This is a genomic window from Thalassobacillus sp. CUG 92003, from assembly GCF_013618635.1.
Classification (GTDB): Bacteria; Bacillota; Bacilli; order Bacillales; family Halobacillaceae; genus CUG-92003.
Window position 1 is genome coordinate 205,171 of the sequence record NZ_JABLSJ010000002.1, and the last position, 22,803, is coordinate 227,973.

Annotated in this window: 26 protein-coding genes and 1 other annotated feature; of the genes, 17 read left to right on the forward strand and 9 right to left on the reverse strand. The window is 46.2% G+C overall.

What is annotated here, in order from left to right:
- Position 1: 1 nt before the first annotated feature.
- The 3 genes from HOP45_RS03665 to HOP45_RS03675 form a co-directional block, all read right to left on the reverse strand.
- The gene (locus HOP45_RS03665) at positions 2–1,297 is read right to left on the reverse strand and encodes an amidohydrolase (RefSeq protein WP_181347553.1); all 1,296 of its coding nucleotides are present in this window, start codon (positions 1,295–1,297) and stop codon (positions 2–4) included.
- A complete protein-coding gene (locus HOP45_RS03670; protein WP_181347554.1) occupies positions 1,290–2,498 on the reverse strand; it encodes a M20 metallopeptidase family protein in 1,209 nt (402 codons plus the stop codon). Before HOP45_RS03670 ends, HOP45_RS03665 begins: the two co-directional genes overlap by 8 nt.
- Positions 2,499–2,790: 292 nt before the next feature.
- On the reverse strand, positions 2,791–3,261 hold the full coding sequence (locus HOP45_RS03675; protein WP_181347555.1) for a GNAT family N-acetyltransferase: 471 nt from the start codon (positions 3,259–3,261) through the stop codon (positions 2,791–2,793).
- 138 nt (positions 3,262–3,399) lie between these two features.
- Here HOP45_RS03675 and HOP45_RS03680 point away from each other — a divergent pair, with 138 nt between their 5' ends.
- The gene (locus HOP45_RS03680; protein ID WP_255437474.1) at positions 3,400–3,981 is read left to right on the forward strand and encodes a cell wall hydrolase; all 582 of its coding nucleotides are present in this window, start codon (positions 3,400–3,402) and stop codon (positions 3,979–3,981) included.
- 134 nt (positions 3,982–4,115) lie between these two features.
- Here the strand turns inward: HOP45_RS03680 and HOP45_RS03685 are convergent, their stop codons facing one another.
- Positions 4,116–5,237, reverse strand: a complete 1,122-nt coding sequence (locus tag HOP45_RS03685; protein ID WP_181347556.1) for an alcohol dehydrogenase catalytic domain-containing protein — start codon at positions 5,235–5,237, stop codon at positions 4,116–4,118.
- A 191-nt stretch (positions 5,238–5,428) separates the two neighbouring features.
- Between HOP45_RS03685 and HOP45_RS03690 the strand changes: the two genes are divergently transcribed.
- Complete coding sequence (locus tag HOP45_RS03690; protein ID WP_181347557.1) at positions 5,429–5,602, forward strand: YqaE/Pmp3 family membrane protein; 174 nt, start codon at positions 5,429–5,431, stop codon at positions 5,600–5,602.
- Between the two features lie 138 nt (positions 5,603–5,740).
- On the opposite strand, the gene tyrS is transcribed toward HOP45_RS03690, so the two are convergent.
- Positions 5,741–6,994 carry a tyrosine--tRNA ligase gene (gene tyrS, locus HOP45_RS03695; protein ID WP_181347558.1) on the reverse strand — a complete coding sequence of 418 codons (1,254 nt, stop codon included), beginning with the start codon at positions 6,992–6,994 and terminating at the stop codon, positions 5,741–5,743.
- A gap of 47 nt (positions 6,995–7,041) precedes the next feature.
- Positions 7,042–7,258 (reverse strand) — a binding site (T-box leader).
- A gap of 256 nt (positions 7,259–7,514) precedes the next feature.
- Between tyrS and HOP45_RS03700 the strand changes: the two genes are divergently transcribed.
- The 10 genes from HOP45_RS03700 (at position 7,515) to HOP45_RS03745 (ending at position 16,735) form a co-directional block, all read left to right on the forward strand.
- On the forward strand, positions 7,515–8,141 hold the full coding sequence (locus HOP45_RS03700; RefSeq protein WP_181347559.1) for a UbiX family flavin prenyltransferase: 627 nt from the start codon (positions 7,515–7,517) through the stop codon (positions 8,139–8,141).
- Positions 8,142–8,167: 26 nt separating this feature from the next.
- Positions 8,168–9,547 carry a dihydroorotase gene (locus HOP45_RS03705; RefSeq protein WP_181347560.1) on the forward strand — a complete coding sequence of 460 codons (1,380 nt, stop codon included), beginning with the start codon at positions 8,168–8,170 and terminating at the stop codon, positions 9,545–9,547.
- A 15-nt stretch (positions 9,548–9,562) separates the two neighbouring features.
- Positions 9,563–10,915 (forward strand): UbiD family decarboxylase, encoded by a 1,353-nt coding sequence (locus HOP45_RS03710; RefSeq protein WP_181347561.1) that lies wholly within the window; start codon positions 9,563–9,565, stop codon positions 10,913–10,915.
- Between the two features lie 16 nt (positions 10,916–10,931).
- The gene (locus HOP45_RS03715; protein ID WP_181347562.1) at positions 10,932–11,909 is read left to right on the forward strand and encodes a Bug family tripartite tricarboxylate transporter substrate binding protein; all 978 of its coding nucleotides are present in this window, start codon (positions 10,932–10,934) and stop codon (positions 11,907–11,909) included.
- A gap of 36 nt (positions 11,910–11,945) precedes the next feature.
- A complete protein-coding gene (locus HOP45_RS03720) occupies positions 11,946–12,374 on the forward strand; it encodes a tripartite tricarboxylate transporter TctB family protein (protein WP_181347563.1) in 429 nt (142 codons plus the stop codon).
- Between the two features lie 16 nt (positions 12,375–12,390).
- Complete coding sequence (locus tag HOP45_RS03725) at positions 12,391–13,884, forward strand: tripartite tricarboxylate transporter permease (protein WP_181347564.1); 1,494 nt, start codon at positions 12,391–12,393, stop codon at positions 13,882–13,884.
- Between the two features lie 28 nt (positions 13,885–13,912).
- The gene (locus HOP45_RS03730; RefSeq protein ID WP_181347565.1) at positions 13,913–14,674 is read left to right on the forward strand and encodes an IclR family transcriptional regulator; all 762 of its coding nucleotides are present in this window, start codon (positions 13,913–13,915) and stop codon (positions 14,672–14,674) included.
- A gap of 21 nt (positions 14,675–14,695) precedes the next feature.
- A complete protein-coding gene (locus HOP45_RS03735) occupies positions 14,696–15,403 on the forward strand; it encodes a cyclase family protein (RefSeq protein WP_181347566.1) in 708 nt (235 codons plus the stop codon).
- 136 nt (positions 15,404–15,539) lie between these two features.
- Positions 15,540–15,803: a hypothetical protein gene (locus HOP45_RS03740; RefSeq protein WP_181347567.1), complete on the forward strand. Its 264-nt coding sequence runs from the start codon at positions 15,540–15,542 to the stop codon at positions 15,801–15,803.
- Complete coding sequence (locus HOP45_RS03745; protein ID WP_181347568.1) at positions 15,797–16,735, forward strand: aminoglycoside phosphotransferase family protein; 939 nt, start codon at positions 15,797–15,799, stop codon at positions 16,733–16,735. Before HOP45_RS03740 ends, HOP45_RS03745 begins: the two co-directional genes overlap by 7 nt.
- A 101-nt stretch (positions 16,736–16,836) precedes the next feature.
- On the opposite strand, the gene HOP45_RS03750 is transcribed toward HOP45_RS03745, so the two are convergent.
- Both HOP45_RS03750 and HOP45_RS03755 read right to left on the reverse strand, forming a co-directional pair.
- Positions 16,837–17,424, reverse strand: a complete 588-nt coding sequence (locus HOP45_RS03750; RefSeq protein WP_370457941.1) for a nuclease-related domain-containing protein — start codon at positions 17,422–17,424, stop codon at positions 16,837–16,839.
- Complete coding sequence (locus HOP45_RS03755) at positions 17,409–17,654, reverse strand: hypothetical protein (protein WP_181347570.1); 246 nt, start codon at positions 17,652–17,654, stop codon at positions 17,409–17,411. Before HOP45_RS03755 ends, HOP45_RS03750 begins: the two co-directional genes overlap by 16 nt.
- Positions 17,655–17,866: 212 nt before the next feature.
- Between HOP45_RS03755 and HOP45_RS03760 the strand changes: the two genes are divergently transcribed.
- Entirely contained in the window at positions 17,867–19,129 is a 1,263-nt protein-coding gene (locus HOP45_RS03760; RefSeq protein ID WP_181347571.1) for a serine hydrolase domain-containing protein, read from the forward strand.
- A 35-nt stretch (positions 19,130–19,164) separates the two neighbouring features.
- Here the strand turns inward: HOP45_RS03760 and chrA are convergent, their stop codons facing one another.
- On the reverse strand, positions 19,165–20,346 hold the full coding sequence (chrA, locus tag HOP45_RS03765; RefSeq protein ID WP_181347572.1) for a chromate efflux transporter: 1,182 nt from the start codon (positions 20,344–20,346) through the stop codon (positions 19,165–19,167).
- On the reverse strand, positions 20,343–20,657 hold the full coding sequence (locus HOP45_RS03770) for a PadR family transcriptional regulator (protein WP_219914466.1): 315 nt from the start codon (positions 20,655–20,657) through the stop codon (positions 20,343–20,345). The genes chrA and HOP45_RS03770 overlap by 4 nt, the downstream gene beginning before the upstream one ends.
- Positions 20,658–20,829: 172 nt before the next feature.
- On the opposite strand from HOP45_RS03770, the gene HOP45_RS03775 reads away from it, so the two are divergent.
- From HOP45_RS03775 to HOP45_RS03790, 4 genes are read left to right on the forward strand one after another with little or no spacing between them, the layout of a single operon-like run.
- The gene (locus tag HOP45_RS03775) at positions 20,830–21,207 is read left to right on the forward strand and encodes a CidA/LrgA family protein (RefSeq protein WP_181347574.1); all 378 of its coding nucleotides are present in this window, start codon (positions 20,830–20,832) and stop codon (positions 21,205–21,207) included.
- Positions 21,207–21,896: an LrgB family protein gene (locus HOP45_RS03780; protein WP_181347788.1), complete on the forward strand. Its 690-nt coding sequence runs from the start codon at positions 21,207–21,209 to the stop codon at positions 21,894–21,896. The genes HOP45_RS03775 and HOP45_RS03780 overlap by 1 nt, the downstream gene beginning before the upstream one ends.
- A gap of 44 nt (positions 21,897–21,940) precedes the next feature.
- The gene (locus HOP45_RS03785; protein ID WP_181347575.1) at positions 21,941–22,399 is read left to right on the forward strand and encodes a GNAT family N-acetyltransferase; all 459 of its coding nucleotides are present in this window, start codon (positions 21,941–21,943) and stop codon (positions 22,397–22,399) included.
- Positions 22,400–22,434: 35 nt separating this feature from the next.
- The gene (locus tag HOP45_RS03790) at positions 22,435–22,785 is read left to right on the forward strand and encodes a thiol-disulfide oxidoreductase DCC family protein (RefSeq protein ID WP_181347576.1); all 351 of its coding nucleotides are present in this window, start codon (positions 22,435–22,437) and stop codon (positions 22,783–22,785) included.
- Positions 22,786–22,803 lie beyond the last annotated feature (18 nt).

Here is a 22,803-nt window from a genome sequence, read left to right on the forward strand (position 1 = left end):
GTTATAACCCCCCTTTCAAAAGATGAATGTAGGCGGTCAAGGCGACCGGAATAACAGCTTCATTAAAATCAAAAGAAGGGTGGTGATGGCCAAAAGGAAGGTCGGTGCCAAACAACATATACGTTGCGGTTCCGCCTTGTTGCTGCACGGCATTGATCATGAAACTGGCATCTTCCGACCCGGAAACATCCGCCTCTTTAAGCACGTGTTTGACATAGTGGCTGGCGTCGGCGAGTCCTGCCAGCTGCTCATAGACGACTGGACTGCAGGCGATCCCTTCTGATTTTCCGGCAAAATTGATCGCGCAGTTGACCCCGTGCAAGTCAGCTGATGCATGCAGGATGCGCTTTGCTTCGGTTAAAACATAATCACTGATTGCTTCCGTTTCCCCGCGGGCTTCGAGTTCCAAATACCCATGGTCTGAAATAATGTTCCGTGCGTTCCCGGCCTCGAGTTTACCGACATTAATGCGGCTCACGCCCTGGCTATGGCGGGGGATGGTGTAGAGCTGTGTCGTCGCGGTTGCAGCGGCCAGCAATGCATTGCGCCCGGCTTCGGGCTTCATCCCTGCATGGGCGGCCACACCGGTAAAGGTGGCATCCAATTTCGAGGAGGCCAGAAACCCTGAGGCGGCAGCAGCCACTGTACCTATTTCCATCGGATTGATGCCGATATGACCGGTGTAAAAGGCGTCCGCATCTTGCAGCCATCCTTTATCCGTCATCGATTTAGCCCCGCGTCCTCCTTCTTCAGCAGGCTGGAACAACAACGTGAACCGACCGGTAAGCTGGCGCGCATGATGAGCGATGTAATAAGCGAGCCCGAGGCCGAGGGTCGTATGCCCGTCGTGTCCGCATGCATGCATGACGCCATCGTTCGTGGACGTGAAGCCTTGATCGTACGGATGATGACCCGCTTCGTTGGTTTCCTGAATCGGTAACGCGTCGATATCAAATCGGAAAGCGATATGATCACCAGGGGAACCTGTGTCCCAAACTGCTGCCAAACCCGTATGACCGCCTTGCATACGCTGCAGCCACGATGCTTCTACGCCCCAGCGCCGTGCTTCCTCCTCGTGTGCCTCAAGGTCAGCTTGATCAGGAACGCCGAAGCGGGCATCACTTACGATGGCATCTTGACCGATATGAACCGTGAAGCCTAACGCTTCCAATTCTTTACCGATTCGATAGGTCGTCACATACTCCATGAAGCCGAGTTCAGGATAGCGATGCAGCGATCGGCGCCATTCAATGAGCTTGGGGAGGATCGTCTCAACGTATGTTTCTGCTTCAGTCATCGTCTCCCCCCTTAGCTAACTGATCTAATGCGTCCAAGGCCAACTTCGCAAACAAGGCGCTCCCTTTTGGCAAAGCTGCTTCATTCAGCTTGAAACCAGGGTCATGAAGGCCCATTTGCTCATCCTTGTCCTCAATTTGAGTGCCGAGCCAAATGAAGGCGCCGGGATAATGTTCTAAAAAGCGGGCAAAATCTTCGCCAGCCAGGGCCGGGTCCACCTCTGGTGTGGATGCTTCCCCAAACAGTTCCTCTGCGGAATGTCGAGCGTTTTCGGCCCATTCCGGCGAATTGACAGTAGCAGGGTAGCCGTCGAGATACTCGATCTCCACCTCACCTTCAAAGGCTGCTGCTGTTTGCTCGACGAGCGTGTAAAACCGTTCCTTCACTCTCGATTTCACTTCTTGCTTGTACGTGCGAACAGTCCCTTCCAGGACGACCTGGTCAGCAATGACATTGTAGCGGTATCCACCGTGGATCGTGCCGACTGTCACTACAGCTGAATCGAGCGGATTGACATTCCGGCTCACAATTGTCTGCAAACTTGTGAGAATATGGCTGCTGATCATGATGGCGTCATTTCCTTGTTGCGGCATGCTCGCGTGACCGCCTTTTCCTTTAATGGTAATCGTAAACCGGTCTGACGCTCCCATCATCTCATGGTCTCTGATACCGATTTCACCAACAGGTAAAGAAGGCCAGACATGTTGAGCATAAATGACATCCGGAACGTATTCCGAAAATACGCCATCATCCATCATAGCCTGGGCACCCCCGACTGGCGCATCTTCTTCAGCGGGTTGAAACACGAGCAAGACCGTCCCCTGAATATAGTCGCGCATGTGCTGTAAGGTATAGCCCGCACCGAGCAACATGGCCGTATGAGCATCATGACCGCACGCATGCATTTTGCCATCATGTTGCGAAGCGAAAGAATGGTCCGTCTGTTCCTGGATCGGCAACGCGTCCATATCGGCACGCAAAGCGACCGTTTTTCCGGAATACTTGCCGTTAATGATCCCAAGCACTCCTGTCCCAGCAAAACCTGTCTGGACAGAAATGCCGTATTCAGCCAGCTTCTCCTGCACAAAGCGCGATGTCTCTGTTTCTTCACGACTCAGCTCAGGATGCTGGTGGAGATATCGTCTATTCTCTATAATCTCCTGTTCAATATGGTTGATGTGCTGTTCAATGGTTTGGTTCATGGTAGTGCACTCCTTCTATATTTAAGGAAATATTCCTTAAACATTCCGTTAATGGACAGTATAACAAAAAATAATTAAAAGTCATCCTATATTAGCGAATTTTTTGAAAATTTGTAGTTGGCAATTTGCTCCACCTGATAGGGGAGGGGCAGGGGGTCGGTTTGAATGTCGGCTTATGCGTGAGAATTGAAATTTATGCGTGAAAATCCAAATTTATGAGCGAAAAGCGGTACTTTATGCGGCGAAATTCACATTTATGCGCGAAAACCTCCCCTTTATGCGGAAGCGGGTTCTATCTCATAGGTTTGCGCAGACATGTAACAGGCTTGCCTTTCACTTCAGCCTCACGATAGGCTTCAAATCCCAGTTCATCCCAAAACAAGCGACCGTTCTTATTTTCTGTCAGTACGGCCAGTCTGAGCTCCTCTGCAGCATACGTCGCTTTGACAAAATCCTCAAACTCCATATAAATCTCCCTGCCATACCCTTTCCCTTGTTCGGCTGCGTGAACGATAAGAAGGCCGAGCCACACTCGGTGATCGACGGGATGCTCAGGGCAGTAATCCAGCAACGCGATAATCCGGTCGTCCTTGCTGATCAGGTAGCGTTTTCCGCCTAATGCCTCGTTCTCTTCAAATTCCTCAACGATGTCATTGTAGTCGAGCGTCTCTTTGTCTTTTGCCATTTGATTGTAGGCGGGGTGAGAATTCATAATGTCTTGTTCCGTGTCCGCCCATTCGAGAGTATTCGTTATCCATTTCATTGTCCTAAGCCCCCCTGGTCACTATTAGTCTATCGAATAATAGTGGCAGCGGCTAGTAATGATGGAAACATTTTCGTAATGATAGAGGCTTGATTGTATGATAGGTTGAAAGAGATTTATTTCTTAAGGAGGATTTAGATGCACGTTAAGAAATTTTTCGCGACAGTCATCATGGCTGCCGCAGTATTTGTGTTAACGGTAAAGGTAGATGCCGCAAGCGCCCAGACCCATACGGTGCAAAAGGGTGACACGTTATATAAAATCGGCTTACACCACGGTGTATCCGTCGCTCAGTTGAAGGCCGTAAACAATAAAAACGGCTCGCTGATTATGCCAGGCGAGCAGCTCACGATTCCCTCAGCGCCTACTAATGCGGAAAAAAACTTAGTTGCCCGGTTAGTGGAAGCTGAGGCAAAGGGTGAGAGCTATGCTGGAAAAGTAGCTGTGGCGACCGTGGTCTTCAACCGCGTCGAAAGCGATGATTTTCCAGACAGCATCCACGGGGTCATCTATGACGGCCGGCAGTTTTCCCCCGTCTTGAACGGGACGATCAACCAGCCCGCCAGTCAAGCCTCCAAAGATGCAGTAGAAGAAGCCATCGCTTATCAAGGGATGGACAACGGTTCATTATTCTTCTACAATCCGGATAAAGTCAGTAACGCTTATCTGAGCGGCAAAGAAGTAACTGTAGTTATCGGCAATCATAGGTTTGCCCGGTAATATAAGACGTGTCAATAGAGCATTGAATGGCTGAGTTATTCAATGCTCTATTTTTTGGCAATTTATTCAATGAAAAACACAAAAAGCCGAACTGATTTCAGTGAAACCGTTCGGCTTTTTCTCCCAGTCCCTTATTAAGGCTTGAGCACAACTTTAATATTGTTATCGGACTTTTTATCGAAAATATCATAAGCCTGTGGAGCGTCTTCTAAGTTCATCTTGTGGGTGATGATATCGGTCGGATCGAATTCGTTATTCTCAATCATGCTGTAAAGTTTCGGCATGAGATGAATAACAGGAGCCTGTCCCATTGTGAGACCGACGTTACGGCCGAATAAATCGCCTAATGGAAAATTGTCAGGAGACATGCCATAGACGCCGGTCAATTGGATCTTGCCGAATTTACGGACAGCATTGGATGCTGTGATGATCGGGCTGATATTTTGTTCCGATTCCGGACCGTGATCTTTCGAAGCCACGGTACCGTCCATGCCGACACAATCGATGACGACATCCGCGCCACCTTTAGTCGACTCGTGAAGGAAACCGCCAATTTCGTCGTGTTCCTTGAAATTGTAAGTCTCTACCTTATTCGTATCGCGGGCGTGCTGGAGGCGGTGAGGAACATGATCGACCGCTATGACACGTTCGGCGCCTTTTTTCCAGGCGAACTTCTGTGCCATTAAGCCGATTGGTCCTGCACCCAGGATGACCACGGTATCGCCCTGGGATACGCCGCTGTTTTCGACGCTCCAATAAGCGGTCGGTACCACATCGGATAGGAATAAGACACTTTCATCATCGAGCTCGCTATTTTCCGGAACGACGAAGGAAGTAAAATCGGCGTAAGGGACGCGTAAGTACTCGGCCTGACCGCCTGGATAATTACCGAACTGCTTGGAGTAGCCGAACAACGACCCATTATCAGCGTGCGGGTTGGAATAATCGCACTGGCTTTCCATTTGATTTTTGCAGTAGTGACATTCACCGCAGCCTACGTTAAAGGGAATGACGACGCGGTCGCCTTTTTTTACTTGCTTAACATCCGGCCCGACTTCTTCAACGATGCCCATAGGCTCGTGGCCGATGATGTAGTCTTCGGCCATCGGGATACCGTTCTTATACAAATGTAAGTCTGAGCCACATATACCCGTAGAAGTGATCCGCACGATCATATCGTCGCCTGTTTCAATTTTAGGGGCAGGCACGTCTTTCACTGCGACGTGATCTCTCCCTTGATACGTAAGTGCTTGCATGGAATAACACACCTTTCGAGTTTAATAGTCGCTGTTTATTTTTCTAATATACTATTCAAGGCGTGTTCAAACCTACAAGGTGTTCAATTGATAGAAATTACCTATTCGTTCTATCTGCCTGGAGTCTATGCATATGAAAACGCAGAAACGGGAAAGGTGGTTTAGGAGTCAAAAGTGAAGGAGGTTCGGACATGCTGTACATTTTCGCTATTTTACTGCCGCCACTCGCCGTGTTATTTACGGGGAAGCCTTTGAAGGCGCTCGTGAATTTTTTCCTTACCCTGCTATTTTACGTGCCCGGCGCTGTTCATGCTGCGGTGGTCGTGAAAGAGCACTATGATGGGAAAAAGGGTCGTTATAGATAAAATTAAAAAATCGAGTATCACCCTCGACGGTTGATACTCGATTTTTTTGATGGATGTCCTCAAGCCATACGCTCAGCATCACTTAAAAGCTGAGCTTAGTTTCGTGCGATTGTGCCAGGTAGCAATTAATTGAACGACTTACGATTTAGGAAGCGAAAGTTTAATGAATTTTCGTTTGCCTACTTGTACGACGAGGCCGTTCGTGGCAGTCACCATTAAGGAAGGGTCATGCACTTTTTCCTGATCTATCCGGACGCCGCCATTCAACACCATACGTCTCGCTTCACTTTTGGAGGGGAGCATGTCTAACGCTTTAATTAAATCAACGATGGAAAGGGAATCGGGTCCTTCCCACACAACTTCCGGAATTTCTGTCGGCATATTGTTTTTTTGGAAAACAGTGGCGAAATGCTTGCTGGCTTCTTGGGCGGTGCTGTCGTCATAAAGCATCTCAACAAAGGAATAGGCAAGTCGCGCTTTCGCATCGCGCGGATGCAGCGTTTGATCGTTCAACTGTTGTTTGATCGCGCTTACTTCCTTGATGGTCAGGTTGGAAGCCAGTTCAAAATATTTCACCATAAGTTTATCGGGAATCGACATCGTTTTGCCGTAAATCTCATTCGGGTGTTCGCTAATACCGATATAGTTGTTTTTAGACTTCGACATTTTCTCCACGCCATCTAATCCTTCGATTAAAGGGAGCAGCAGCACGACCTGTTTTTCGATTCCAAATCGTTCCTGTACGTGTCTGCCGAATAACACGTTGAAATGCTGGTCGGTTCCCCCGAGTTCGATGTCGCTGGCTAATTGTGCGGAATCATAGCCCTGCATGATGGGATAGAAAAATTCATGGAGGTAGATCGGTTTTTCAGCTTCATATCGCTGGTGGAAATCATCCCGTTCTAACATGCGCGCGACGGTCACATGACTGGATAACCGAATCATTTCCGTTAAGTCCACTTGCGAAAGCCATTTTGAATTATAGTAAAGTTCAACTTTTTCCATATCGATGATCTTGCCGAATTGTTCAAAATACGTCTGGGCGTTGTGGCGCACTTCCTCGTCTGTTAAAGCTGTGCGTGCAGCCGATTTGCCTGTCGGGTCGCCGATTTTTCCAGTGAAATCACCAATAATGAGCTGAATGGTGTGACCGAGCGATTGGAATTGCTTCAACTTGTTCAAGACCACGGTATGGCCGATGTGAACATCTGGAGCGGTAGGATCAAGGCCAAGCTTCACCTTCAATGGTTCTTTCTCAGCCACTGATTTGGCGATTTTCTGCTTGAATTCAGCTTCCGGAATAATCTCGGTCACGCCGTAGGATAGGATCTGATACTGATGGTTCACCTCTTCAATCTGTTCTACTGAAAGTTGATTCAAAACATCCTCCACTTGCCCTTCCTCCTTTATATCAAAAATAAGACAAGGTGCGCCCCATATCCTGGGACGCACCTTGTCTGCACGCGTTACCACCCAAGTTAAAGAATGATCGACCATTCTCTCCCTCTTAGCAAGATAACGGATTGACCGTCTTTTACACATGTGTAAAAGAAGCTCCGAAACGTAATTCAGGCGCTGGTATGTGCCGATTTCCACCAACCATCGGCTCTCTTTTACAGGGAGCAGCACCTTACTTCATTTCTTCTCAGCGGTAATGATAATTGAAATCTATCTTATGTGTATCTGAATGGAAAGTCAATATGATTTCTGAAAAATTATAAATAAGACACTGTGATGATACTCTTGAGCCCTGTCAGAAGCTTAAATCAATTTCATTTATGTAAAAATTCTAAAAATTCATTTGATTTGCACGTTTTCTTTGTGATAGAATTCAATTCAATAAATCTTATATTTAAGGAATTGATTCTCGTTTATTGAGACAAAGGTAAATTATAGCAGAGGAGGAGTTTTTATGAAGAGGATTGTTATTGGAATAACGGGTGCCAGTGGTGTCATATATGGCATCAGGATGATTGAAGTATTAAATCATGTAGGCGTGGAGACCCATGTCGTTTTAAGTAACGCAGCAGTTCAAACTATGCGATTAGAAACATCGGATTATTCTGTAGATGATGTGTACCAAGTGGCTCATTCAGTCTATAAACAAAAAGATATTGGGGCTGCAATTTCGAGCGGTTCATTTAAGGTGGACGGGATGGTGATCGCCCCATGTTCAATGAAGACACTTTCTGGCATTGCTAACAGTTATGATGATCAATTAATTGTAAGGGCAGCTGATGTCCAATTAAAAGAACGGAGAAAACTTGTGCTTATGGTCCGCGAAACCCCTTTAAATCTCAGTCATTTGAATCATATGACTTTGATTACGCAAATGGGCGGAGTGATATTCCCGCCAGTTCCTTCTTTTTATCATCAGCCTGACACTATAGATGATATTGTTGATCAGACTGTCGGGAGAGTACTCGATCAATTTGATATAGAGGCAGACATTTTTAATCGTTGGGATGGAAGTCGGAAGAGACCAGCGAGCAAAACAGAAAAACGAGCTGAAAATGTTATTGGTCTCATGCACCAGTGATTTCGTGATGATGGGAGGAGGAAACGTTGAAGGCAGATAAAGTGATTAGCGGAAATCTCGTTCTAGAGGATCGGGTGGTCCGCGGTGAAGTAGGAATCAAAGACGGTGTTATTGTTGAAATCAAAGATAATGGTGATTCGATTCAAGCGAGAGAAAAGTTAGATTTTGGAGAGTGCTATGTTTTCCCGGGCTTTATTGATGTGCATGTCCATTGCTTCAGCAACCCAGATGAGGGGTTCACGAAAGTTTCGCGAGGGGCGGCTGTCGGAGGAATAACCAGTTTTCTTGATATGCCTTATGATTTGCCAAATCCGATAAATAACGTGGATGAGTTTCAATCAAAAAGGAGGCGTCTGGAACAAGAATCCCACGTGGATGGCGGATTGATTGCCACAATTAAAAAATCTGGAGGTTTGGATCAAATTCAACCCCTGGCAGAAGCAGGGGCAGCAGCATTTAAAATGTCGCTATTTGAGACTGATCCCTATCGGTTTCCAAGAATTCCGGATTACGAGATATATCGAGCTTTTCAATTAATTCGTGAAACTGGGCTTCGAGTTGGGTTTCATGCCGAAAATGACGATTTAATTTACCCTTTGATTGAAGAACATAAAAAAAATAATAATACCGAACCAGTCGCCCATTCTGATAGTCGCCCTCCTGTTACCGAGTCGAGTGCCGTATTAAAACTATTAGAATTTGCCTACTGGACTCGGGTCAAATTGCACATTTTCCACGTTACCCTGCCACGGTGCATTGATTACATTCAACAATTTAGGAAAGAAGGGGTCGATGTAACAGCAGAGACATGCTACCATTATTTACTTTTAGATATAGAGGACTTAAAAGAAAAAGGGCCGCTAGTCAAAGTTAACCCCCCTGTACGTTCCAAAGAGGATGTAGTTGGGTTATGGCACCGTCTGAAAACAGGGGAAATAGAATTTGTCACCTCTGACCATGCCCCTTGGCTGTATGATAAGAAACTGGAAGGGGAGGGGGATATATTTAAATCTCCTTCGGGTCTCCCAGGTATCGAAATACTCGCCCCCCTTCTGTACGATGCCGCTGTTGTTTCGGGAAAATTAACGCCTGTAGAATTTGGGAAAATCATGGCAACGAACCCAGCCCAAACATTTAACTTGCACAAGAAGGGTTCGATTGCGATTGGGAATGATGGAGATTTAACCGTCGTGAATCCGCATAAGACTCATAGGATTAATGCTCAAGCACTTCAGTCCATTGCTACCTGGACCCCCTTTGACCAACAACAGTTACAAGGGAAAATCGCAGCTACTTTTGTCCGGGGTCACTTGGTCTACGATGGAGAAAAGCTGACTGGTGTACCTGGAGATGGTAAGTTCATCCCGGGTTTGGCCTACAAAACTGAAAGAGAAATGATTAAATAAGAGGGTGAAGGAAAAATGACGCAAGACATGAGAGCAGCGTTAAACGCATTAGAGGAGGCTGGCCGAATAACGACAGTAAATGGCGAAGTTCAAGTCAAATATGAACTGCCTGCCGTGTTATCACAAATGGCAGATCGCTCAGCCGTGATATTTAGAAACGTCAAGGGATATTCGATGGCAGTCATCGGTAACCTCGTTGACCGAGAAAATTTTGCTCTGGCATGCGGAATCGAAAAGACACTCTCAGCTTCACTTAAGTATATTGATGACGCCACGAATAACCCGATTAAGCCGACAGTCGAGGACGAGGCACCTTGTCGTGAAATTGTGATTACAGATGGTATCGATATTATGAAAACATTGCCTGTTAACACCTTTTTTGAAAAGGAAGCCGGTCCATATATCAGTGCTGGAATGATTGTTGCAAAAGATCCTGAGACTGGGAAGCGGAATGTGTCGATCAATCGTTTGCTCATTTTAGACTCAGACTTAATGATGATCGGTATGTCTCCTAGCCATCACCTTCATCAGTTACTGGAAAAGGCTTTAAAACGAGGAGAAAGTTTAGGTGTTTCCATATCGATAGGCAATCATCCCGCTGTGTTAGTTGCCTCTAATGCTTATTTGAAATTAGGAGATGATGAATTTGAAATAGCGGGAGGTATGTTCAAAGAGCCTCTAAAACTTTCCCCAGGCGTTACTGTTGATGCAGAGGCACCTGCTGGATCAGAAATTGTAATTGAAGCTGAGTTCATTCCCGGCGAGTTGCATGAGGAAGGTCTTGTATCCGAATTTCACGGCTTATATGTCGATTATGGGAAAAGCCCGTTGCTGAAAGTTAAAGGAATTACTCACCGGAAAAACCCCTTATATCAAACGATTTTGCCTGGGCGAAATCATGAACATTTTATCATTGGAGCGATGGCGATTGAGACGACTACGTTTGAGCATGTTCGAACGGCGGTTCCCAGAGTCAAACATGTTTATGTCACTGAAGGGGGAATGGGAAGGGTTCACTGCGTGATTTCGTTATCCAATCCCAAGCCTGGGGAAGGCCAGAAGGCTGCATTTGCCGCGTTCGCCCATTGCAATCTGATTAAGCGCGTCATTGTCGTAGATGATGACATTCAAATAGATGACCCGGAAGATGTTGAATGGGCGGTTGCGGCCAGAATGAGAACCGAACGCGATATTATCACGATTCCAGGCGTAAGAGCTGATCGTGCTGAACCACTTGTTAAAGACGATAAAATAACGAAGACGATCATGATTGCACTAAAGGAATCAGAAGCTTTACCAAAGGCCGAAATACCTAAAACAATCAGAGAAAAAGTCAAGAACAACTGGGAGCACTATCAAATTAAGTAAAGAGGAGAGAGATGGAATGAAATTATCAAGGTGGTTAACGTTTTGTGGCTTGGGGATTATGTTGTTAGTAGCCGCAGGATGTTCAGGAGAAACATCGTCCGAATCCGCCGGAGGGAGTAATTACCCGAACAAATCGATTAATTTAATTGTTCCTTTTCCATCAGGGGATGGCACTGATCTTGTGTCACGGGCATTCGCCAAGTATGCGGAAGAAGAGTTAGGACAACCAGTCGTTGTCAACAATAAGCCGGGCGGAGGAGGCAGTATTGGTCATGCTGAAGCCTCCAAACAGAAAGCTGACGGATACAACATGCTGACCGGCTCTTCTGGTGCCATGACAATCAAACCTTATGCTGGTGACGTGCCGTATAGCTATGAGGACTTTACACCAGTTGGACAAATGGTTGAAGTCCCAATCGTTATCGCGGTAAATGAATCATCAGAGTTTGAGTCATTAAATGCCTTAGTGAAACATGCTAAAGAGAATCCGGGTGAGGTCACATATTCGACACCAGCGGCAGGATCGTCTCAGCACGTTTTAATGGAGCACTTTGCTTCTCAAAATGATCTTGAACTGAAACACGTGCCAGGAGAGGGGGGTAATGGAGCTGTGTCGTCCGTTATGGGTGGACACGTTGATGTTGTTGCAGTCGGTGCACCTCCAATTGCAGGAAAGGATGTCAAAAAGTTGGCTGTAACGACTGAGGAGAGGTCAGAGTTCATGCCAGAAGTACCAACCTTTAAGGAACAAGATTTCGAAATCGATTCGTCACTTTGGTTTGGGCTGTTTGTTCCGAGTGGTACTCCTGAAGACATAGTCGCTCAGTTAGAAGAATCACTAAAAAAAGCGAGTGAAGATTCTGATGTTAAAGAGGAATGGAAGAATCTCAACTTAAGCCCTGCTTATTTAAATTCGGAAGATTTTCAAAAGAAAATAGAAAACATTGCAAATGAAAATAAGCAGATTGTTAAAGAGATCGGACTTACTAAATAAATTCTTATTCGTTGCAAAAGGATGGAGGTGTGGAATTTGAAAAATCAGGATGTCATTGTAGGAGCATTATCATTGGTATTAGCGGTACTGGGCATGGTGGCGTCATCCTCTCTTCCCACACAGGGGACAAGCAATGTCTCGGCAGGCTTTTATCCCCTGCTTTTGTTTATCCTGTTGGGTTTATGTTCGCTTGGAATTTTATGGAGAGGATTTAAAAAAGTAGAAAGGAACGTTTTTCCTTCATTTAAATGGACGAGAATTATTCCGTTCATTCTGCTGATTATCTTTTATGCGTTTTCCCTCAATTGGGCAGGTTTTTTAATTTCAACCCTCATCTTTATGGTGACTGCCATGAGAATACTTGGAGAGCATAAGCTTTGGAAGTTAGCGGGCATACCTCTTCTGAGTACATTTGCAATTTATATTACGTTTGTTCATCTATTTCAAATTACACTTCCATCCTAAAAGGGGATTGAAACTAATGGCTAATTTAGAACAGCTGATTTCTGCTCTGGCAACTGTAGCAACTCCGTTGACGATCGCCTGGATCTTCTTAGGAGTCGTAATTGGGATATTATTTGGTGCCGCACCAGGACTTACAGCAACGACGGGGGTAGCAATATTCACTCCAGTCACCTTTTATCTTCCGTTCCAAGTTTCGATGGCGTTGCTGCTTGGAATATTTGCAGGCGGATTTTACGCTGGCAGTATTCCAGCCATATTAATAAAAACGCCGGGTGCGCCAGGTAATGCAGCTACAATATTAGATGGTTACCCAATGGCCCAGAGTGGTAAACCTGGTCAAGCATTAGGTTATTCAGTCATTGCCTCTTGGTTTGGCGGAACTTTATCAGCCTTCATCTTAATGTTGCTTGCACCTACGGTTGGTGCTTTTACATTGAAGTTCGGTCCCCCGGAATACTTTGCTTTAGGCATTCTAGGGTTAGCTTGTGTCGCTGGTGTCAGTGAAGGCTCTTTGTTAAAAGGAGCAGCTGGGGCGCTGTTCGGTATGATCCTCGCTACAATTGGAATGGATCCAATCGCTGGACTTTCCAGATTTACGTTCGGCAGCACCTATTTAATGGGAGGCGTGGCTTTAATTCCCGCTTTGATTGGTTTGTTTGCTGTAAGTGAAGTTCTCAGTAAAACCGAAATTGTATCTGAAGGATTTGGGAAGCTTGGGAAGGTGAAAAATGTGCTGCCAAAATTTAAAGAATTTTGGATATATAAATGGACGATGTTGAAAGGCGCCCTGATGGGTTCATTTATTGGGGCGCTGCCTGGTACAGGACCTACCATTGCTTCCTGGATCAGTTATAATGAGGCTAAGAGAGCTTCTAAGCAATCTGACAAGTTCGGCAAGGGGAGTGAAGAAGGGATTATCGCCAGTGAAAGTGCCAACAATGCGGTGACGGGAGGCGCTTTACTCCCTTTACTGACGTTAGGGATCCCCGGAGACACGGTGACGGCAGTTCTGCTTGGAGCCCTCATGATTAAAGGTGTGACACCAGGGCCAACGCTGATAACAGATAATTATAGTCTTGTTGCTGAGATACTATGGATCCTCGTTATTGCAAACGTCTTTTTATTAATCGTAGGGATTCTAGGCAGTAAGCTTTTCCCAAAACTACTAAAGACTCCTATGCCCATCATGCTTCCTCTTATCATCGTGATGTGCGTCACGGGAGGCTACGCTGTTAATAATTCTGTATTTGATGTCAAAGTTATCATGTTTTTAGGGGTATTAGGATTCTTTTTCATGAAATTCGGCTTCCCTATCCCGCCGATTGTTTTAGGGTTAGTGCTTGGTCCTATCATTGAGAAGAATTTGATAGGCAGCCTAGTCACTTCTGACATGAATCCTCTCATTTTTGTGACAAGACCGATTAGTGGAACCATTTTAGCTCTTACTGTGTTGTTTGTCTACTTTATTACCAAACAAGGAAAAAGTAATTCTGATGCAGGAGCGTCATAATCAATACACGATAAAAAAGGTGATTAAGATGGCAGGAGATGCAAATCGCACATTGGAGAGAGGGTTAGATATCCTCTTTCAATTTACAGAAGATAATCCCGTATTAACCGTTAAGGAAATTACACAACAGATCGGTCTTCCTAGAAGTACAGTGTATCGGTTGCTGGAGACGTTAAAAGCGAAAAGCTTAATCCAAGAATATGGTTCCGGTCAGTATAAGCTAGGTTTAAGTATTCTACAGTTAGCCAAAGTCTCGATGTCGAGTATGGATTTTCTGAATTTAGCCACTCCCATAATGAAAGAACTTTCCCGAGAAACAGGAGAAACAGTTATCTTATCAGGGATTGTCGGAAAGCAAACGATTTGTTTTGACCGCGTGGAAAGCTCAAAGACGATTAAGCTCACCTTTGAAAGAGGCAAGGTTCAGTCACTTCATGCAGGTGCTTCCGCCAAAATATTACTCTCTTATATGGAAGAGGAAATTCAGGAAAATATTCTAGATGATTTTTTAGAAAGTGGGTTAATCGACTCCAAACAAACATTCAAAGAACAGCTAAAACATGTTAAGAAATCAGGCTATGTCACGAGCTTTGAAGAAATTGACCAAGAAGCATGGGCTGTTGCTGCGCCTATCTTTGGCTCAAGAGGGCATATTCTGGCAGGTCTGACAGTTGCTGGACCACAATTTCGGTTAGATGAAGCCAAAAAACAGGCCATATTAGAAGATTTGTTAAGCTACGCTCGCGACTTGAACGAAAGAGTTGAAATTTCAGAGATTAATGATGTTTAATCTACTTTGGAGGGTTAGAAAATGAAGGTAATCGACCTGAGTTTAACAGTGGACGAAGAGACGCAATTCCCTGGGTTTCCGAGAAGTAAAGTATATGGAAAAGCAGATTCAAAAAATGAAATAAGAAAGGTGGCTACGGTGGAGGAAAATAAAGCATCTTCGCATGAAGTGAAACTATGCACCCAACACTTCACGCATTATGACGCCCCTTCTCATTACTTTGTGAAAGGGCTAGATAATGATGAAGTGCCACTCGATTGGCTTGTTGGGGAAGCGGTCGTGTTTGATATGATGCATAAACAACCTGGGGAAGCAGTAACTGCTGAAGATTTAGAAAACTCGGGTGTAGAGATGAAGCCAGGCGATATCGTTGTCATTCGTACCGGTTGGACCGACAGAGCTTTCGGAACTTTTGAATTTTGGGACAAGATGATTTATCTCTCAACCGATGCAGCGGAGTGGTTGATGGAGCGCGGGATCAAATCCCTTGCTCAAGATTTTATGACATGCGATTCACCACTCCATCCGCCAAAAGGAAGGGAACACAGCAGTCCGGACTGGTCACCAAATCATCAAACTTTTCTAGGTAATGATGTCTGTTTAATTGAATGGTGCACAAACCTTGGAGCAATTCAAGAAGAACGCGTTTTATTTTCTTGTGCACCTACGAAACTTAAAGGAACAGAAGGTGCTCCGTGCCGGGTTTTTGCTATAGAAGGTCTCCTTTAATAGAAATTCATAGATTGAGAGGGCGAACCTGGTCCTCTCTTTTTATATGGGATCTTCCTTGTGTTGTTAGGGAGGATTTTTAAGCTGTCATCTCGAAAAAGGATGAGGTGCCGAACAGGCTATTAGGAGGTCTAACATGTTTAATCGTATAAAAGAAGTCTATCAGGATAGGCTGCTCCCATTCGTTTTCATACAACTTGTGATCATCATCGGTTTAGTGACGGCGATTATCATCAACGTCACTTCTGAGGAAACCTATTTTTCCTGGGTGCTCGGGCTGGTTGGCTTAAGCTTATTAGTCTCTGCGCTGGAAAAATATCTGCAACGTAAAGAGAAAACCAAATACGGGTTAGATCTGATTCTCGGGTTCATATTGGTATATGGAGCGTTTTTATGGTGAACGGGGCTTCAAGGATGCATTTGCCTGAAGAATTCAAACGGACGATCCGCGCAACACATCATACACAAGGAGAGGCATGGCTTGAGCGGTTTCCTGAGTTGATCCATTTTTGCGAGACCCGTTGGCCACTCAATATATTGCCTCCCTATGATTTATCATTTAACTATGTTGCCCCGGCTGAATGGCGCGGTGGGGAGCGTGTTGTTGTGAAATTATGCCAGCCTGATTCGCAATTCCGCGATGAAATTGACGCACTCGAGCACTCCAATCAGTCAGGGAAGGCGATGGTTACATTAATCGATTACGATCTGGAGCACGGTGTCCTCATACTTGAACATCTTCAGCCGGGGAGGATGCTGGCTGAAGAACAAGATGATGAGGCTGCTACGGTAATTGCAGCAAAGCTCCTGCGAAACCTTTGGACTGAGGTGCCTCATGATACAAACCTTCCTTCTACGGAGGGGCGAGAAGCCTCGTTAGCAGCCATCCTGAATCAGTATCCGCGTGGGTTGGGGCCTGTATCCCGCACGATGCTCGAGGAAGCGGCAGCTGTTTTTCAACAGATGAATAACACAATCAAAGCGCCCGTTCTTCTTCACGGCGACTTTCACCATTACAATGTCTTATGTGACCAAACTAGAGGATGGACGGTGATCGACCCGAAAGGTCTGACAGGTGAAAAGGAATACGATGTTATCCAATTTTTGATGAATTGTTTGCCTGAAGAAGGTTATGAAGAGGTCATGGAGCGACGCATTGAGCTGTTAACCAACACACTTAACCTGGATAAAGCCCGCCTATTGAAATGGGGGTTTTGCCATGCGGTGTTATCCACGTGTTGGATCCTAGAGGATGGGGGAGACCAGCATGGGGAGCCGTTTTTCAAGTGCATCGAAGTATTTAAGGGGTTGCACCAAAAAATGTTGGGGTAGGAGTCTTATACAAGCTTGCTTTTGAGCTTAAGAGGTAACGAGCAGTATGTCGAGAGGAGACCTGGAAGAACGCTCTCAGCTGCTGATTGGTTATGGTTGCGCTAAGCAACAGTCGATAATCTTCGAAGGTCTGAACGTGAGCGTCTTTCGATGAAAATGAGCAAGAGGAGCAAAACCACGCAGCGTAGAGGCGTTTCATCGGGATCGCAGCCCGGACAGCGCACGCCTTTGAGCAGGTCTGTTTCACAAAGCTGAAAGCGTTGCGGAATATCCGGGTTATATTCGGTATGATTATGGAGGCATGCCTCGCCCAACCGTTGGATGTGATCAGGTGTATAGCATGCTTTGACATACAAGCTGTTCAATTGGTCGATGACAAACGGAAGGTTATCCTCTCTGATGATGTGTTTCGTCCGGTGGTCAGGGACTGTTGATTTGATAACGCTCGACGGGTTACTGATCACGACATACGTAACAATGGGGTTATGAGGGAAAAGGTGGTTGGAGAGCCATTTGGCAAGGTTGATTTTCTGTTTCTGGACTTGAAGTATCGGATCGCGGAACCCGGTTTCTCCCTGGTTTGATTGCCGAATCGATTGTTTGAATTGGGAGTCAAAGACTAACGTGCCGACCATGTTTTTCACTTCGAGTATAAGCAAGTACGCGGGAGTGATCAAGAGGGTATCCATTTGAAAGAAATGGGGAGGGGGGGGAGTCTCAAGTCATGCAGGATGCTGTAGCGTGCTGAGTCGAGGCTTGCCAAAGGGTAATCCAGAGACTTCTCTCCATAATAGCCGGCCCGGTGATTCCGTAACATGGCCTCAACGTCTTCACGTCTCGGATGGGTTTGAGGAAGCCTTGCTAAGAGTGCTTCTAGTTTTTGGATAAGAACGGAGGTTTGGTGTTCTTTTAGAATCATGCATGCTCTCCTTTGCTTGTGATTGATACATATTTCGGCATGAGGGGAGAGGATTCCTGCTTTCTGCTGCGAAATGGGTTATGCGCCATTTTTGGAATTTTTGAGGCAAAAATGAGATTTATGAGCAAAAATTAAAATTTATGCGGCAAAACCGATGTTTTATGAGCAAAAATCAGAATTTATGTGGATCCAATCAAATAAGGAGGAAGACTATGGCTTTCGAACAGTTTGAAAACGAGATCGACGCCATCATGCGAGACAAGCAAATCCCTGGTATCGCAGTCGGCGTCAGCCGCCACGGCCAGCCGCTTTATACCAAAGGTTTTGGTTACCGGGATATTGAACGAGAGCTGCCTGTTGATGACCAGACGATATTCGGTACGGCTTCGATTACAAAATCGCTGACCGCTTCTGTGGTCCTGAGGTTAGAAGCAGAAGGGAAGCTGCGTTTAGATGATGCCGTTGTTCATCATGTGCCTGAACTTCGGTCGGTGGTGCCGAGCACTTTGAAGCTATTTCATCTGCTTTCTCATACCAGTGGTTTGGCGCCGATTGAACGAAAAGAATCACTCACACGGCTTGACAAACACATTGAGCATGTGAAGCGTGTAGAGAAAACGTGGCTGGGGGAGCCGGGTGATTATTTCAGTTATAGCAACGACATGTTTTTATTAGCTGGCTTAATCATCGAACGGGTGACGGGACAGTCATTTTATGCATATGTAACGGAAACCGTTATCGCCCCGTTAAACATGTCACGCTCCAGCTTTAATCTCGATACGGTAAGACGCTTCGATAATGTGAGTACGCCGTATGAAATCGAGGAGGGCCGGGTTAAGGCGTGTGATTGGCCGTCTTTAGGTAACTACGCGGTGGGAGGCGGTTTAAGGTCGAATGTCAGAGATATGCTCACGTATAGTCATGCGCTCCTGGCGAACCATGAAAAATTGGCCTTGCCTCGGATTCGGCTCCTCCAGGGTCAGGCATATGGCCATGGGGTAAATGTGCAGGCTTATCAGGATCGGTACACATTGATTGAACATAGCGGCGGGCAGCCGGGTGTGTCTTCCCACTTTGGGATGATCCCGGAGGTCGGGCTGACAGCTGTGGTGTTAGTAAACCGAAGCGGCATTCATGCAGCATCCATTTGGCTGAAGCTTGTAAATGAAGCGCTCGGTTTGCCGATAGAGGAGCAACGATTCACCTACCAACCGATTCCGTTAGCTCCATCTGATTTAGTTTGTTACACCGGCTGTTACACGGCTGGTGAAGGAGAACACATCACGATCGAAACGGAGCATCACCATTTGCGAGCGATTACGGCTGAGGAATCGTATCCGCTCTATCCTGTGGGAGGGGATGAATTTGTCGATGGTGAAGCGTATATCCCCATCAAATTTCACCGCCGATCGCATGAACGCCACCCGTGGGGCGTGTTGTTCGGGAGTCGTGTGTTGCTTAAAAATGACACATGAAAACCCGCTCTTCTAAGCTGAGAGCGGGTTTTCGGTTACGTGATCAATTGCAGGACGTAGCCACCGGCGACACCTATTATAACGATGGCCCATGCTGGAACTTTCCAGATATTCAGGAGTGCAAACAGGATGGCGGCTAAAGCAAAGTCACTTCCGCTTAAAATTGAACTCGTCAGGACCGGGTTGTAGAAAGCTGCCAGAAGAATCCCGACGACACTTGCGTTTACCCCCATCAAAACGCCCTGAAAAGCGGGGCGTGATCGCAGTTCATGAAGAAAGGGTAAAGCCGTTATGATGAGTAGAAACGACGGGAGGAATATGGCAATGGTGGCCACTAACGCTCCGCTGAGCCCCTGAATCATCGTTCCTAAATAACTGGAAAACGTGAATAGTGGTCCCGGCACGGCCTGAGCCATCCCATACCCGGCTAAAAATTCATCGGGGTTGAGCAAGCCGTTTGGCACGACTTCTCGTTCCAGCATCGGGAGAACGACATGGCCGCCGCCAAATACGAGGGATCCAACACGGAAAAAGGTATCAAAGATGTGCAGCAAAGCATGGTCATACCAACGCGCGAGCAAAGGAAGAATTGCTAATAGCGAGATTAATAGCGTTAGCGACAGGACGCCGGCTTTTTTGGATAGCGTGACAGCGAAAGGCTGAACGTTTGTTTCTGCCTTCTCGCCAAAAAGCTTCCAGCCTACTAATCCAGCTGCGATGATAATCATGATTTGCACCCAGGCGGAAGGGTAGAGCAGCATCACTAAGGCTCCTGCTAATGCAATGCCGATTCGCGTTTTATCAGGGGTCAATTTTTTTCCGAGCCCTATTAAGGCGTGCAAAACCACGGCGGCCGCTACAATTTTTAAACTATGAATGAACCCCGCATCACCGAGGGCGAACGATTGATAGAGCATGGCGAATAGAATAAGGATGACGACGGAGGGTAATGTGAAACCTAGCCACGACACGATGCCCCCTAGTATTCCGCCACGCAGCATGCCGATCGCGATACCGACCTGGCTGCTGGCAGGGCCGGGAAGAAATTGACACAACGCAATTATATCCGCGTACGTCTTGTCATCGAGCCATTGCTTTCGATCAATATATTCATCCTTGAAATAAGCGAGATGGGCAACAGGTCCCCCGAATGATGTTAACCCTAATTTAGTAGAAGCAGCCCAAATTTCCCGTAATGAACCGTTGGGTTTCGTCATGCTTGATCATCCTCCTGATCCAGGATTTCATCTGCCAGTTCTTTTACTTGACGTTTACCGGTTTCAAGCACGTCACGTCCTTCAGCAGTAATGGTGTAGTATTTGCGTAATTTCCCCTGAACCACGTGTTCCTCTTTTTTCAGCAGACCCCGTTCATGAAGCTGGTTCAAAGTGGGGTATAACGTGCCTGGGCTGATATTATAGCCATGAGAGGCCAGCTCCTCCATTAAGAAAGCACCATAGATGGGTTCAACGGAAGCATGATAGAGGATATGAATTTTGATTGATCCGAGGAAAAAATCCCGTAACATGAGTATCACCACACAATATCGAAAGTCGATATCAATATACGATATAACGATCTGTTTGTCAATTGCAGAACTCTAAGCAAATCGAGCAGTATGAACAAGGAACGTATAGTACAATGAAGTGAAATCAGTATAGCGTGAGGAGGGAAGAGTACGTGATGCCATACTCGCCCATATGAAATTCATTAAAATTATCGTTCAAATTGCCATGTTATATGGTTTTTATTTTTTAGGGGAACAATTCCAGCATGTGCTCAATCTGCCTATTCCGGGGAGTATTGTAGGGCTGTTAGTATTATTCGGTGCTCTGCTTGTTAAAGCGATCCCGGTTACATGGATCGAGGAAGGGGCGGGGACGTTACTGCACTATCTGACGTTGTTATTTGTGCCCGCTACGGTGGGAGTCATCAATTACTTGTATTTCTTCTCCGGCAAAAATATCGGCTTAGTCCTGATTGTCATGGTCAGTACGCTGATTACAATGCTGGCCTCAGGGACGGTCAGTCAAATATTCGCGAATAAAACAGGGATGCAAAGGGAGCGTTCATCATGATGGTCGCCGCTTTGGTTGGGGTCATGATGGTTGTCACGACATTAGCCGTTTTTCTTATAATGGCGCGTCTTTACCGGCGTTTCCCTTTACCATTTTTAATGCCTGCGTTAACGACTACGTTTCTTCTCGTGATCGGTCTGCTTGCGTTTAACATTTCTTACGACACATATATGATTGGCGGCCAATGGATCGATCATTTACTCGGCCCGGCCGTCGTGTCTTTAGCCTATCCGTTATACAGACAGCGCCACGTGTTGGCCCGGTACCTCGCCCCTATTTTGACTGGGGTGTTGGTCGGGTCAATGATTGGAATGGCAAGCGGCCTCTTATTCGCTAAGGTATTTGGTTTTAGTGAAGACCTGGTGTATGCGGTGTTACCGAAATCCGTCACCACCCCCGTCGCTATGCAAATCACTTCGCAATTTGGTGGAGCCCCGTCGCTGGCTGTGATCTTTGTCATGGTGGCCGGGTATAGTGGCGTCGTATTTGGGCCGTATCTTTTAAAAGCTGCGGGCCTTCATAGTTTCATAGGAAAAGGTATGGGCATGGGAGCAGCGTCGCATGCGATTGGAACCGCCAAAGCGTACGAGTTTGGGGAAGATGCTGCTTCGGTAAGCTCCATTGCCATGACCTTAAGTGCAATTTCAGGCTCTGTAATGGCGCCCTTTATCGTTTGGCTATTTTATTAAATATAAGAATGCGAAGCGTTAGAGCGATTGGAGGTTTTATAGAAATGCATCCGGGTTTGATCGAAATTGAACAGCACGAGAGGGAGTCGTGGTTGCCTTTGTTGTTATTGGCTGATGAAGATGAAGCGGTGGTGCGAAGCTATCTGCACGATGGGGATATGCATGCGGTTTATCTCGAAGGGGACCAGCTTGGGGTGGTACAGTGTACTTTTCCCGAACCACATCTCGTGGAATTGAAAAATATGGCCGTGACACCTGAAAGGCAAGGCCAGGGAGTTGGTAAGCAGATTATTGCTGCTGCCTGCCGGATTTATCAATCTAAAGGCTATCACCGTATGATCGTGGGCACTGCCAACTCCAGTATCGCTAATCTCATCTTTTATCAAAAGGCAGGGTTTCGTTTTTCGCATGTCAGACCGGACTTTTTCGCGGACTATGCTGAGGCGATCTATGAAAACGGGATTCGAGCTCTGGATATGGTGATGTTCTCAAAGACGTTATAATGGGTATGACATTCGTAAAGGAGGGAACGATCGGTATGAAACACGTTGTATTTTACGATGCTAAGTGTCCCTTATGTATGAATACAAAACGCGTTCTTAAGCCACTCGATTGGAAGAGCCGGATAGAATGGGTGCCGGTTCAGGAAGCAGACGTTGAAGATTATCCTTTTTTAAAAGGCCGCAATGTTTATGATGAAATTTACATGCAGGCGTCATCGGGTGTGGTGTATGTCGGATTCTATACGATTCGGCGCTTACTTTCTGCGTTGCCAGTGACTAGACCCGTCAGTCTCTTGTTACATCTGCCAGGAGCAGCTCTATTAGGTTCGCCTCTATATAAATGGGTGTCCCGTCATCGCTATGAATGGTTTGGGCGTTATGACTAATGAGCGAGACTGGACAAA